Annotated in this window: 10 protein-coding genes; 3 read left to right on the forward strand and 7 right to left on the reverse strand. The window is 68.8% G+C overall.

Annotated elements, in window-relative coordinates:
• Positions 1 to 50: 50 nt before the first annotated feature.
• Both OHZ10_RS25190 and OHZ10_RS25195 read right to left on the reverse strand, forming a co-directional pair.
• On the reverse strand, positions 51 to 1,427 hold the full coding sequence (locus tag OHZ10_RS25190) for a cytochrome-c peroxidase (protein WP_425394781.1): 1,377 nt from the start codon (positions 1,425 to 1,427) through the stop codon (positions 51 to 53).
• Entirely contained in the window at positions 1,424 to 2,887 is a 1,464-nt protein-coding gene (locus OHZ10_RS25195; protein ID WP_059237022.1) for a metallophosphoesterase family protein, read from the reverse strand. Before OHZ10_RS25195 ends, OHZ10_RS25190 begins: the two co-directional genes overlap by 4 nt.
• A 160-nt stretch (positions 2,888 to 3,047) precedes the next feature.
• Here OHZ10_RS25195 and OHZ10_RS25200 point away from each other — a divergent pair, with 160 nt between their 5' ends.
• Positions 3,048 to 3,896, forward strand: coding sequence for a class I SAM-dependent methyltransferase (locus tag OHZ10_RS25200; RefSeq protein ID WP_059237021.1), 849 nt, complete (start codon positions 3,048 to 3,050; stop codon positions 3,894 to 3,896).
• 98 nt (positions 3,897 to 3,994) lie between these two features.
• Here the strand turns inward: OHZ10_RS25200 and OHZ10_RS25205 are convergent, their stop codons facing one another.
• The 5 genes from OHZ10_RS25205 to OHZ10_RS25225 form a co-directional block, all read right to left on the reverse strand.
• Entirely contained in the window at positions 3,995 to 4,306 is a 312-nt protein-coding gene (locus OHZ10_RS25205) for a hypothetical protein (RefSeq protein WP_342704616.1), read from the reverse strand.
• Positions 4,303 to 6,324, reverse strand: a complete 2,022-nt coding sequence (locus OHZ10_RS25210) for a BCCT family transporter (RefSeq protein WP_342704617.1) — start codon at positions 6,322 to 6,324, stop codon at positions 4,303 to 4,305. The genes OHZ10_RS25205 and OHZ10_RS25210 overlap by 4 nt, the downstream gene beginning before the upstream one ends.
• 308 nt (positions 6,325 to 6,632) lie before the next feature.
• Positions 6,633 to 7,820: a porin gene (locus OHZ10_RS25215; RefSeq protein WP_059237018.1), complete on the reverse strand. Its 1,188-nt coding sequence runs from the start codon at positions 7,818 to 7,820 to the stop codon at positions 6,633 to 6,635.
• Between the two features lie 99 nt (positions 7,821 to 7,919).
• Positions 7,920 to 10,340, reverse strand: coding sequence for a glycoside hydrolase family 31 protein (locus OHZ10_RS25220; RefSeq protein ID WP_059237017.1), 2,421 nt, complete (start codon positions 10,338 to 10,340; stop codon positions 7,920 to 7,922).
• Positions 10,341 to 10,367: 27 nt separating this feature from the next.
• Complete coding sequence (locus OHZ10_RS25225) at positions 10,368 to 11,639, reverse strand: MFS transporter (RefSeq protein ID WP_059237016.1); 1,272 nt, start codon at positions 11,637 to 11,639, stop codon at positions 10,368 to 10,370.
• Between the two features lie 471 nt (positions 11,640 to 12,110).
• On the opposite strand from OHZ10_RS25225, the gene OHZ10_RS25230 reads away from it, so the two are divergent.
• The gene (locus tag OHZ10_RS25230) at positions 12,111 to 13,055 is read left to right on the forward strand and encodes a MurR/RpiR family transcriptional regulator (protein WP_059237015.1); all 945 of its coding nucleotides are present in this window, start codon (positions 12,111 to 12,113) and stop codon (positions 13,053 to 13,055) included.
• Entirely contained in the window at positions 13,052 to 14,050 is a 999-nt protein-coding gene (locus tag OHZ10_RS25235; RefSeq protein ID WP_342704620.1) for an isoaspartyl peptidase/L-asparaginase, read from the forward strand. Before OHZ10_RS25230 ends, OHZ10_RS25235 begins: the two co-directional genes overlap by 4 nt.
• Positions 14,051 to 14,053 lie beyond the last annotated feature (3 nt).

Genomic DNA, 14,053 nt, shown 5'->3' on the forward strand with positions numbered 1-14,053 from the left:
TTTTCGCTGTCCGCAAGCGGGTGCGCATCCGGCTGGCCGTTCGGCCAGGGTCAGCGTGCCGGCGCGGCGGTCCGGGCGAGGCGGGCCGCAGGGGCCGCGGCCTCCGTATAGCGCGCGTCGGTCAGCGTGCCGAGGAATGCGACGATGTCGTCGATTTCCGCGTCGGTCAGCGCGGGCGGCGTGCCGGGCCGGCGGTTCATCGGCGTCGAGTTGACGTTGATGTTGCCGCGATAGGCGGCGGGCACGTCGTCGAACGTTTTGGCGCCGTGATACCAGAAGCCGGGGTCGGTCGAACGCGTGTTGTAGAACGCGACCGCGTCGCGCAGCGTCGTGAACACGCCGTTGTGCATGAACGTCTGCTTGACCGCGACGTTGCGCAGCCCCGGCGTGCGCAGGTAACCGCACCATTGCGTCGGTTCGGGCCAGCGCAGCCGCCGCGCGGTGTCGCACAGCCCGTTGTCGAAATGGCGCGGATCGCGGTTCGCCGGCAGCGCGCGGTTGCGCGGCACCGCGATCGCGTCGTAGCCGAAATCGGTGAACAGCGAGCGCTCCGGGCGGCTCGATGTCTCCGACAGCGTGTGGCAAGTCATGCAATTGCCCTTGTCAGGATTCCGGAACAGCGCGAGGCCGCGCATCTCGGCCGGCGCGAGCGGCTTGCGCGTGCGCAGGAATGCGTCGAAGCGCGACGTGAACGGCGCCATCTCGTCGCTCTGCAGATACGCCTCGACAGCCGAACCCAGTGCGCGTACCAGTTGCTCGGGATCGCGCCGCACCGGCGCGCCGAAGCGCGCGGCGAGATCGGGCGCGAGTTCGGTCGCGTTGACCTTGCGCAGCAGCGCAGCCGGCGACCGGTTGTTCATCTCGTTCTGATCGAACAGCGGCCCGCGGATCTGCTCGGCGAGCGTATCCGCGCGGCCGTCGATGAACAGCCCGCCGAACGGCGACGGCGCGGGCGCATCGTCGTCCTGGTAGAAGTGGCGGCGCGGCACGTAGCGCACGTAGAGCAGCGACGGTGCATTGCGCTGGCTGAAGCGCCCGGGCCGGCTGCCTTCCGGCACGCCGGGCCCCGCGAGCGAGGCCGCCGACAGCGTCGGCGCGAACGCGCGGCCGGGATCGTGGCAGCTCGCGCACGACATGCCGCGCGGCTCGGACAGCCGCGGATCGAAGAAGATCCGGCGGCCGAGCGCGACGAGCGTCGGGTCGGGCGCGAAGCGCGCGGTGGCCGCGTCGATCTTGCCCGTCACCTGCGGCGTGCCGTTGCCGATCGTGTCGACGACCCGCGACGGCGGTGCGCCGGGAAGCAGCACCGTTTCGGCCGGCGCGGCGTGGGCCGCGAGCGTCAGGCCGGCGAGCACGGTTGCGGCAAGCGCGTACCGCTTTTGCCGGCCGCGTACCCCGCGGCCGTCACATCGGACTGCTTCACTCACGGTGCGATGAACCCCGTCTTGTCGCAGGCGAGCGTCGTGCCCGACTGGTTGCACGACGCGAGCAGCTTGCCGGCCGCCGAATACGCACGGTATACCCAGCCCGTTGCCGGCGCTGCGCTGCGTTCCATGATCAGGAACCCGAAGCTGTTGTTGTGCGACAGCCGATCGATCACTGCGCCCGGTGCGGGCGTCAGGCCGGCCGGGAACGGGTCGGGCAGCGCGACGTCGAGGTTGTCGCCGCCGTTGCCGGACACGATCGTCGCCGGGTGCCCGGACGAGAAGTTGATCGCCTGGAAATCGTGCACGTGACCGTGCAGCGCGACATGCACGCCCGGCGGGTAGTATGCCTGCGCGTTGAGGCTCGACATGACCGATTGCAGCGCGAGGTTGCCCGGCGCGGGCGTGCTGCCCGCGATCGGCGCGAACGCGAGGATCGGATGATGGTTCGTGAAGATCGTCGTCGTCATGCCGGCCTTCGACGCGAGCGATGCGACCGTCTGGAACTGCTTCTGGTAGATGCCGAATTGCGCGTCGGTCGTCTTGAGCGGCGTGCGGCCGACCTTCGCGGTATCGAACACGATCACCTGCGAGCCGCCGCCGAGCGACACCGCATAGGGTTCCGAATAGTTCGCGTTGTTGTCGTTGGCCGGATCGTCGCACGAGCGGGCCGCCGAATACGGGCGCGGATCGAGGAAGCGGAACCAGCCCTGGCCCGCGCGCGCGCATTCCTCGTGGTTGCCGCGCACGACGACCCACGGGGCCTTCGCGAGCAGCGGCGCGGCCGGGCGGAACAGGTCGGCCTGCCACGTATCCCAGCCATAGCCCCACGGGCTGTCCTTGCAGCCGGCGATGTCCGGCGGGCACGCGTTCTCGCGATAGTGGTAGTCGCCGATGTGCAGCACGAGATCGGGCGACAGCTTCGCGACGCTGGCCGCGATCGTGGCCAGCGGCCAGACCGATGCGTCATTGCACGCCTGCCATGCGTTGTCGGCCTTCTTCATCCGGCAGCCCGTGTCGGCGATGATCGCGACGCGTTGCGGCTGCGCTTTCGGCAGCGGCAGCGTGCGGCCCGCGACGCTTGCGGCCTGCGCGCCGGCCGGCAGTGTCGTTTCGCACACGGAGACCGGGAAGCTGGACGGTTTCGAATCGGCCGGATCGCTGGCGGTCGGCCGCTGGGCGACGGTCGCGGCGCCTGCGCGCAGCGCCATGCGCGACAGCTTGCCGTCGACGGTCAACTGCGGGCACAGCGGATCGCTGGCCGACGCGGGCGTGTAGTTCGTGATGACGCGCGCGATCGCCTGGTTCGCGTCGCCGATTTCGACCCATGCGGCCTGGACGTTGACCGATGCGCTGGCCGGATCGTCCGGCGTATCGATGTGATTCGAGCACGCGGACAGCGCGGCGAGGGCAACAAGGGGAGCGCAGCGCATGAGCAGCGTGCGCGTGAGGAGTCGTCGCATGGGAGGCACCGTAGGAAAGTCGTCAACGATACGCAGCGTGAATGTAAGAAATGTGAAAAGCGGGGCGCAACGGCGGGCGCAACCCGGCCGGCCTTGACCTCAAGCCGGCTTGAAGCAGCACAGTGCGGTTCATCAACCATGAACCAGAAGGAGATCGACGATGGAAACCAACCGGCCCAACGCAGCGCAATCCGCGTTGTGGAACGGCCCGTCGGGGCGCGCATGGGTCGATGCGCAGGCGCCGATGGACCGGATGTTCGAACCGTTCGAGACGCTGCTCGCCGATGCAGCGGCCGCGTCGTCGGCCCGCAGCGTGCTCGACGTCGGCTGCGGCACGGGCGCCGTCACGCTCGCGGTCGCACGGCGGCTGGGGGCGAACGCGCGCTGCACGGGCATCGATATCTCGGCGCGGATGATCGACGCCGCGCGGGGGCGCGCCGGACGCAGCGGCCTGGACGCCCGTTTCGTGTGTGCGGACGTGCAGACGCATGCGTTCGAGCCCGCGAGCGTCGACCTGATCGTGTCGCGCCTTGGCGTGATGTTCTTCGACGATCCGGTCCGCGCATTCGCGAACCTGCGGCATGCGGCGCGGCCGGGCGCGCGGATGCAGTTCGTCGCGTGGCGCGGGCCGGCCGACAACCCGTTCATGACGACGGCCGAGCGGGTGGCCGCGCCGTTGCTGCCGAACCTGCCCGCCCGGCAGCCCGGCGCGCCGGGCCAGTTCGCGTTCGGCGACCGGCAGCGGATCGCGTCGGTGCTGTCGGACAGCGGCTGGACCGGCATTGTGATCGAACCGGTCGACAGGGCGTGTGCGCTGCCTGAGGCCGCGCTGGACGACTACATTGCACGGCTGGGCCCGGTGGGCCTTGCGCTGCTGGAGACGGACGAAGCGACGCGGCGGCGCGTGGTCGATGCGGTGCGTGCGGCGTTCGAGCAATACGTGCACGGCGCCGAGGTGCGCTTCGACGCGGCGTGCTGGCTCGTGACGGCGCGCGCGCCGTCCGCATGACGTAGTGCGGCAGAGAAGCGGATCGGGGAAGGCGCGGCTGCCGGTTCGCCGCGCGTTGCCGTTCGCGCGTGACGAAGCGGGGCTGTGCGGTGCGCGCGTCAGCGTTTCCGCGCGCGCAGCATCAGCCAGGCGCAACCGCCGGCAACCAGCGCGAGACCGAGCAGGACGGCCTCGGCGCCGAGCGCGAAGCCGGGCGGCATTTCGCCGCTGTCCGGCACTGGCGACAGGTTGCCGCCCATCGCGATGGCGCCGCCGGCGAGCAGCGCCGCGCAGGCGATCCAGTAGATCTTGCCGCGCGGCGCCGCGGCCCGGATTCGCCACAGCGCGATGCCGGAGCCGCCGAGGTAGAACACGGCGAGCGTGCCGAGCGCGATGACGTCGGACGCGCGGCTTTGCAGGAACCCGTTCATTCGGCCTCCGTGGCATGTCCCGGCGCGCGGCTCAGCAGATGCGTGCGTTTGTCGGCCGCGAGCGACACGTAGCGTTCGTACTGGCGCAGCACGTCGGCGATCACCTCGTCGCCGCGCAGGTATTCGACGTCGTAGCCGAGCCGGCCGTCCTCGAAGAACGTGACGATCCCGTATACGTGCTCGCGTGCCGGATCCGGCTCGGCCGCCTCGCGCACCAGGAAAGCGGCCGCGGATTTCACGGTCACGCGCACGCCGTACACGAAGTCGCGATGCTCGGCGGTCGGCACGGTGAGCCGCACCGCATCGTCGCTGTCGCGCTGCACGTGCGCATCGACGCCGCTCGCGCGCAGTTCGTCGGCGACCTTGCGCAGCGCGGGCTCGACCGTTTCCGCGACGAACTGGCGCGCCTCGGCTTCGGTCGTCTGCCGCAGGATGTGCGTGAGGCGATGGCGCCAGTGCTGGCCGGTCCAGAAGCTCGTCGCGGGCGCGACGTCCTGCGAATAGTGCGCGCGGTCGGCGGCAAGTCCACGCCATAACCCGTAGCACAGCGCGAGCATGATGATCGCGACCGGCAGCGCGGCGATCAGCGTCATCGCCTGCAGCGCGCCGAGGCCGCCCGCGACGAGCAGCACCGCGGCGGTCACGCCGAGCAGCGCGGCCCAGAACAGCCGCTGCCACACGGGCGAATGCGGGTTGCCGCGCGTCGCGATCTGGTCGATCACGAATGCGCCCGAATCGGCGGACGTGACGAAGAACACCGCGATCAGCACGATCGCGGCGATCGACAGCAGTTGCGGGAACGGCAGGAAATCGAAGAAGCGGAACAGCAGCGCGTCGACGTTGGTGGCCGTTTGCGCGAGCGCGCCGGCCGCGCCGTGCGTGTCGAGCCAGATCGCGCTGTTGCCGAACACGGTCATCCACACGAGGTTGAACGCGGTCGGCACGAGCAGCACGCCGATCACGAACTGGCGGATCGTGCGGCCGCGCGAAATGCGTGCGATGAACATGCCGACGAACGGCGACCACGACACCCACCACGCCCAGTAGAGGATCGTCCAGCCGCCGAACCAGCCTTCCTCGCGCGGCGGTGCGTACGCATACGTGCGGAACGACAGGTCGACGAGGCTCGACAGGTACTGGCCGATGTTGTCGCCGAGCGCGCGCAGCAGGAACGCCGTCGGGCCGGCGACCACCACGAAGGCGAGCAGCAGGAACGCAAGCAGCAGGTTCAGCTCGGACAGCCGGCGCACGCCCTTGTCGAGGCCGGTCGCGGCCGACACGCCCGCGAGGATCACGACAATTGCGACGAGCCCGATGCGGAACAGGTTGCTGCCGGTATCCCAGCCGCCGACCGTATGCAGGCCCGCGCTCAGCTGCATCACGCCGTAGCCGAGCGTCGTCGCGATGCCGGCGACCGTGCCGACCAGCGCGAACGCGTCGACCGTGTGGCCGATCCAGCCGTTGATGCGCTCGCGCAGCACCGGATACAACCCCGAGCGCAGCGTCAGCGGCAGGTTGTAGCGAAAGCCGAAATACGCGAGCACGAGCCCCATCAGCCCGTAGATTGCCCACGCATGGAAACCCCAGTGGAAGAAGGTCATCAGCATCGCCTCGCGCGCGGCGGCGGGCGTGCCGGGATCGACGGTCGGCGGCTTCAGGAAATGCTGCATCGGCTCGCCGACGCCGAAGTACATGAGGCCGATGCCCATGCCGGCCGCGAACAGCATGGCTGTCCACGACACGAAGCTGAATTCGGGCTCGGCATCGTCGGGGCCGAGGCGGATGTTGCCGAAGTCGCTTGCGGCGATCAGCACGAGAAACACGAGGAAGCCGGTGACGGCGAGCACGTAGAACCAGTCGAAGCGTGCGATGACCCATTGCTGGCCGGCGGCGAACAGCGCGCCGGCTTCGCTCGGGCGCAGCGCGCACACGACGAGCAGCGCGCCGATGACCGCGAGCGCGGGCAGGACGACCTGCGGCTTGAAGGTCGTGCGGGGCGAGGGGCGGGAATCTGGCATGGCGGGCATCCAGTTGTGGGCGCAACGAGGCGCGACGCCGCCCGGCGCGCGCGTCGCGCGTCGGACCCTGATACGGCGTGCGTCGAGTGTACCGCGGTGTCAGGACTGCAAGAAGGGGCATGCAGAAGGGATGAACCTGACGAATTGTAAGGTATCGGGGCGATCGGGAAAACCCGCGCGATTTGCCGGGTGGGCCGGCGGGACGCGGAAGACGTCGTGGCGGACGGACATCGGGCGCCCGGACGGCGCGCGCGGAACGCGCATCGTCCGGGGCATGGGCTGCGCGCCGAAGGCGCTGCGGGGCGGGTTCAGAACGTGACGGCGATGCCGGCCATGCCGACGAACTGGCCGTGCGTCGTCGACGGCGTGAGCTGCTGCGAATCGCCGACGATCGGCGCGGCGTCGATGACGTGGCCGGCGCCTTGCGCGCCGAGCGTCTGGCCGCTCGAATGCGTGTACGCCTGCAGCGCGTAGAGCGTCGTGCGCTTCGACAGGCTGTACGACTCCTTCAGCGAATACTGCTGGTAGCGGGCCGCGTTCGCGACGCCGTTCGCCCTCGACGCCAGCGTGTACGCGAATGCGCCGGCCACCGAGAACGCCGGCGTGAAGCGGTATGCGGCAAGCGCGCCGTAGGTGTTGAACACGGCCGTGTCGGTGAACGCGGAGCCGTTGCCGGGCAGGTACTTCACGTTCGAATAGTTGAGACCCATCGTCAGGTCGCCGAGCGTGTAGTTGCCGGCTGCCGCGACCTGCTCGACGGCTTTCGCGGTCAGGTAGCCCTGGTTCAGCACGGACACCGCGAAGCTGCCCGACGGCGCGGTGGCCGGATTCAGGAAGCCCGCGGACGAGCCCGAACTGTTGATCCGCAGGTAGCCGGCCGCGATCCCGATCGGCCCGTTCGCGTAGCGCAGCGCGGCGCTGAACGTGTTGCCCTTGCCGGTCGCGCCGGCGATGCCGCCGAATGCGTACATCGCGCTCGCGGTCAGCCCGGCGAAGGTCGGCGACGTATAGGTGACCGAGTTGTTCACGCGGATCGTCGTGTCGAGGCCGTCGATGTCGCCAGGATGCGCGCCCGTCGCGCCGGTCAGCCAGCTGCTCGACGCGTACGGGCCGACGAACAGGAAGTAGGGCGTGTACTGGCGGCCGGCCGTCATCGTGCCGTAGCGATCGTTGCGCAGGCCGACGAAGGCCTGGCGGTTGAACATCGTGCCGGCGGCGGCCTGCGCACCCGTGTTCAGGTTGAAGCCGGACTGCAGGTCGAAGATCGCGTGCGTGCCGCCGCCGAGATCTTCGTCGCCGCGCAGCCCGAACTTCGACGCGTACAGGTTGCCGTCGCGCATGTAGAGGTTCGAATGGCCCTGCTGGTTGTTCACGTACGCGAGCGAATCGTCGACGACGCCGTACAGCGTCACGCTGCTCTGCGCGTGGGCGGCGGTCGCGCCGAGCGATGCGGCCGATAAAATCAGGATTGCATAATGGTTGACGGGTGCTTTCATGGGCGATCTCCAGGGCTCATCATCTTTTCAACGGGGCGGGAGGCTGCAGCGCCTCCTCTATGGCGGGCCGCGCGAACGGCCCGCCTGATCGGGCTTGCTTCAGTTGTCGAACGTCACGACGAGGCGGCGCCATGCGCCGTCCTGCGTGTCCTGTTCGGCGCGGGCGCCGCGGACGGCAACCGGGCCTTGCAGCGACGCGGGCAGCAGGATCTCGACGCGGCTGGCCGGGCGGCCCGGGTGGCCGTCCCAGCGGACCGACACGCCGAGCACGCCCGACGCCTCGCGGCCGGTCTCGATGCGCCACAGTCCGTATTCGCCGTCGCGCCACGCTTCCGTTTCGCCGTCGTCCTCGACGCATTCGCCGTATGCGACGCCGTCCTCGATGCGGGGCGCGACGAGGAAGCCGCGTGTGTCGGCGCGCGCGCCGAAATGCTGTGCCGCGACGTTCAGCGGCAGCACGCGGCCTTCACGCAGCAGCATCACCGGCGTGTCGAGCGGTGCGGGCAGCGTCACGCTCGCGCCGCCGTCGAACGCCTGCGCGCTCGCACAGCACATCCAGCGCGCGCCCGACGGCAGGTAGACCGTACGCTCGGTCTGGCCGGGATCGACGACCGGCGCGACGAGCAGCGCGTCGCCGAGCATCATGTCGTCGCACGCGTCGTAGCAGCGCGCATCGCCGGGGAAATCCGCAAGGGTCGGCCGCAGCACGGGCTCGTAGCGTGTCGTCGACAGCCACAGCAGGTGATAGAGGTAAGGCAGCAGCCGGTAGCGCTGCTTGATCAGCGTCGCGATCTGCGCGGTGATCTCCGGATACATCCACGGCTCGTTGACGGTGCCGTCGTCGTTCCACGAATGGATGCTGAAGCGCGGCATGAAGATGCCGAACTGCACCCAGCGCAGCAGCAGCTCGGGCGACGGCGCGGGGCCGGAGAAGCCGCCGATGTCGTGGCCGATGTTCGATACGCCCGACAGCGCGAGCCCAAGGCCCATCTTCAGGTTGTAGCGCAGCGTTTCCCACGACGTGTAGTTGTCGCCGGACCAGGTCTGCACGTAGCGCTGCATGCCGGCGCCGCCGGAGCGCGACACGAGGAACGGCCGCTGCGCCGGTGCATGCGCACGCTGCGCTTCGCGCGACGCGCGCATCATCAGCATCGTCTGCAACACTTTTGCTTCGCGTGCCGGGAACGATCGGCCGAAGCCGTGCGCGATCGCATCGGGCGACCAGATCTCGTATTCGTTGTTGTCGTTCCAGGTCGATTCGATCCCGTACTCGAGCAGTGCCGATGTGACCTGTTCGCGCCACCAGCGGTACGCGTCCGGCTGCGTGAAGTCGATGTACGCGCCGACCTCGTCCCAGAACTGCACCCACGCGGGTTCGCCGGATGCCGAGCGGATCAGCAGGCCGCGTTGCGCGGCATCGTCGAACGCGGGATGGTCGCGCAGCAGGCACGGCTTGATGTTCGCGCACAGGCGGATGCCGTGGTCGCGATAGTGCTTCGCGAAGCCCTTCGCGTCGGGAAACTTGTCGCGGTTCCAGTTGAATACGTAGCGCTTCGCGCCGATCGACGTATAGCCCGACGACAGGTGGAACGAATCGCACAGGATGTCGTGCGCGTCGCACTGCTCGACGAACCGGTTCATCTGCTGCTGTGCATCCGGCGCGTCGGTATAGCTCATCGTCGAGCCCGAATAGCCGAGCCCCCATTTCGGCGTGCGCGCGGGGCGCCCGGTGAGCCACGTGAAGCGCCGCGCGGCCGCGAGCGGCGTATCGGGCGATGCGATGAAGTAGTAGTCGAGATCGCCATGCTCGGCGACGAAGTAGCGGTACGGGCCGTGATAGTTGTCGAGCTCGCGGCCCATGTCGAACGAGCAGTCCGACAGCGTGTCGTAGAACAGCCCGAAGCCCTGGCACGCATCGGGCGACCACGTGATGTAGAACGGGATGTGCTTGTACAGCGGGTCGGTATGCTTCGCGCTGTAGCCCATCGCGTCGATGTTGCGCATCTCGAAGCGCGCGCCCGTGCGGTCGAGTTCGCCCGCGCGTTCGCCGAGGCCGAACACCTTGTCGCCGCGTTCGCGGGCGACGTAGTGATAGGCGCGCCCGTCCCACCAGCCGAAGTTGTACGCCTGCGTCGCGCGATCGGCGAGCGCGACGCGCCACGTACCGTCCGCGCCGCGCATCGACCACGTGCAATGGCCGCCTTGCCAGCGCACGGCGAGCCGGATCTGCGCGGTTTCGACGTGCAGGCCGTCGTCGTCTTCGGCGAGGGTAAAGGCGGGCAGCGTGAAGCCGTCGAGGTCGAGGCGATCGCGCCCGTCGAGCGGCACGTCGTCGAGGCCCGGCGCGATCGTCCATGTGCGCGGGGTGTGCGCCGTCGCGTCGGGCAGCACGCGTACCCGCACGATGTCGTCCTCGAGCACGAAGATCTCGAGGGTGGCGCCCGCATCGGACGCGAGCAGCACGCGGTTCGCATGCTTGCCGGCGACGCGGAACACGGGCGGATGAAGGAGCGAAGTCATGAATGCGATTCCTGGTGAGGGCAAATGTCAGGCGTGCCGCGCGAGCAGGCGTTCCTGCTTCGACTGCCCGCGGATCAGCACCGCGAGCAGCGTGACGCCGATGATGTCGAACAGGCCGAGGCACGCGAACAGCGGCGCATAGCCGATCTTGTCGGCGAGCGCGCCGACCAGCAGCGAGAAACCGAGGCCGCCGATCCACGCGGCCATCCCGGCGAAGCCGCTCGCGGTGCCGACTTCCTCTGGATCGAATACGTCGGCCGACAGCGTGTTGACGAGCGCGGAGATCATCTGGTGCGCGAAACCGCCGACGCAGAACAGCGCGATGGCCGTGTACGGCGACGACACGAGGCCGATCATCGCGGGCCCGAGCATCAGCACCGCGCCGAGCGCGACGCCGGCGACGCGCGACCACACGAGCGGCAGCTTGTAGCGTTTCGCGAGATACGGCGACAGGTAGCCGCCCGCGATGCCGCCGAGGTCGGCCGCGAGAAACGGCATCCACGCGAAGATCGCGATCTGCGCGAGCGCCATGTGGCGTTCGGTCGCGAGGTACAGCGGAATCCAGAAGCTGAAGGTTTGCCACGCGGGCTCCGCGAAGAAGCGCGGCAGCGCGATGGCCCAGAAGCGCCGCGCGGTGACGACGTCGCGGATCCGGCGCGTCGACACGGCCGGCATCGTGGCCTGGCCGTCGCGGATCAGCGCGCGCTCCTGCGGCGTGATGCGCGGGTGATCGGCCGGCGACCGGTACTGCGTGTACCAGAGCGCGGCCCATACGAACCCGAGCGCACCGGTGGCCATGAACGCGGCCTGCCAGCCGAACCGCATCGACAGGAACACGACGAGCGGCGGCGCGATCGCGGCGCCGAGCGACGTACCCGCGTTGAAGTAGCCGACCGCGACGGATTTCTCGCGATCGGGAAACCATTCGGCGACGGCCTTCATCCCCGACGGAATCGCGGCGGCCTCGAACAGCCCCAGAAAGCCGCGCAGGATGCCGAGCGACAGCCAGCCCGACGCGAAGCCGTGCGCGACGCCGACCACCGACCACAGCATCGCGAACAGCGCGAAGCCGAGCCGCAGCCCGATCAGGTCCACGACGAACCCGCACACCGGCTGCATGATCGTGTAGCCGATCTGGAATGCGCCGACGATGTACGAATACTGCTGCGTCGAGATCGAGAACACCTGCTTGAGCTCGGGTGCCAGCACCGCGAGGGAATTCCGTGCGAGGTAGTTGAGGATCGTGCCGAGACACACGAGCACGATGATCCACCAGCGCAACGCCTTGACTGTCTTCACTGCTGTCTCCTGTCAGACAGGGCGGGCGCGCGGCGCCTGCCCGATCCATGAGGGCCATCCGTCCGGGATGGCTTGTTTCGCTTTATTTGTACGATGTCCGATCTTGATGCGCGCCGTTTTCCCTCGGTTATGCCGAAAATACGGTGTTCAAGCGAACATTTATCTGTCATTCAATCGCCATGTTATCTGACGACTGATCATTTTCGAACATCCTATGTTCGAATTCGAATCCGGTCAACGTGAATCTGCATTCGAACGAACTTGCTCGGGGTTTTCCCGACGAGCGGGTGAGTGCGGCGTGTGCGGCGACGCATCGAGATCGCGCGCCAAAGGCCCGCGCGACGGGGCTGAGCGGTTTCCGGACGAACGCCGGACGCCGGGCAGGGCGTGACAACCCTGATGAAAATTTATTTCTTTTCTGGAGACAGATTGTGTAAATTGATTTTCATTTACCTTGCAATGACCCTTCGCATGACGCCTCTCGTTCCGCACGACGCCAGTCACGACGAACCCGCGATCGCCGAGCGGATCGCGTCGGCGATGCCGTTGATGACGCCGATTCACCGGCGCATGGGTGAATTCGTGCTCGCGAACCCGTTTCGCGCGGCGACGATGCGGATCGACGAACTCGCGCAGGCCGTGAATGCGTCGATCGCGACTGCGAACCGCTTCGCGAAGGCGCTCGGTTTCGACGGCTATCCGGCGATGCGCGCGGCGCTCGTGAGGGGCTTCGAAGCGACGCTCGGGCCGGTGGAGCGGTTGCGTTCCGCGCAGGAGCAGGAGCCCGGCGTACGCGGCGCCGCGTGGATCGACGCGGTATTCGACCAGGCTGTCGCCAACATCGAGGGCACGCGCGCGCAACTCGACGCGGCCGATGTCGAGGCCGCGGTCGAGGCGATCGTCGGCGCGCGGCGCGTGCTGATCCTCGGCGCGGGGTCGAGCGCGTTTCTGACCGGGCTGATGGAGCACGGGCTGTCCGTGTGCCACGACAGCGTGCAATCGCTCGCGCTGCTCGGCGGCCCTTCGCACGCGGCGCGGCGCCTGTACACGGCCGATTCGCGCGATCTCGTGATCGCGCTCGCGTTTCCGCGCTATGTGAAGGACACGATCGAGCTGGCCCGGCGTGCGGCGGCGCGCGGTGCGCGCGTGCTCGGCATCTCCGACGGGCCGCAATCGCCGCTGGCGCCGATCGCGTCGCTGAACCTGTACGTCAAGGCCGAACGGCGTTTCGCGGCCACGTCGGAAGCCGCCGTGCTCACGATGATCGAGGCGCTGATCGATGCAGTCGCGCTGCGCACGCACCGGTCCGCGAAATCCGCCGCCGAGATGACCGAATTCCTGCTGCCGTGGCTCGTGCAGCCGCAAGCGGCGTTGCCGGCCGCCAACCCTTCTTCCCCACGTCCGAAAAAATCATGACTTCATCCGCGATCGTCGCAATTCACGGCGGCGCAGGCACGATCCTGCGCGAAGCGATGGATACCGACACCGAACGTCGATACCGTGCCGAACTGACCGCGATCCTGCAGGCCGCGCAGCAGGTGCTGGCCGACGGCGGCAGCGCGCTCGACGCCGTCACGGTCGCGGTGCGCATGCTCGAGGACTGTCCGCTGTTCAACGCCGGACGCGGCGCCGTTTATACGGCAGAAGGCAAGCATGAACTCGACGCGGCGGTCATGGACGGCGCGACGCTCGGCGCCGGCGCGATCTGTTGCGCGACGCGCGTGCGCAATCCGGTGCTGGCTGCACGACGCGTGATGGAGGTGAGCGAGCACGTGCTGTTCGCCGGCGCGGGCGCCGATGCGTTCGCCGCCGCGCAGGGGCTCGAACTCGCGGAACCCGGCTACTTCGATACCGAGTCGCGGCATGCGCAGTGGGTCAAGGCGCGTGCGGCGGCCGGTGCGATGCTCGACCACGATGCGGCGACGTTTGCGTTCGGCAAGTCGCAGTCGCAGCCGCAGCCGGCCGAGCCGCTCGATCCGGACCGCAAGCACGGCACGGTCGGTGCGGTCGCGTGCGACCTGAACGGCCACATCGCGGCGGCGACGTCGACGGGCGGCATCACGAACAAGCAGCCCGGACGGGTCGGCGATTCGCCGATCATCGGGGCCGGTTGCTATGCGGACGACGCGACCTGCGCGGTATCGTCGACGGGCACGGGCGAAATGTTCATCCGGCTCGCGACCGCGCATGACGTGGCCGCGCAGATGGCCTATCGCGGCGCGTCGCTGGCCGATGCGGCACACGACGTCGTGATGAACAAGCTGCCGCGCCTCGCGGGCCGCGGCGGGATCGTCGCGGTCGACGCACAGGGCAACGTCGCGATGCCGTTCAACACCGAAGGGATGTACCGCGGCTACGCGCGCGTCGGTGAGGCGCCGGTCGTCGGCATCTACAGCGACGATGCGGCCTGATGC

This window comes from Burkholderia arboris (assembly GCF_038723655.1).
Taxonomy (GTDB): Bacteria; Pseudomonadota; Gammaproteobacteria; order Burkholderiales; family Burkholderiaceae; genus Burkholderia; species Burkholderia arboris.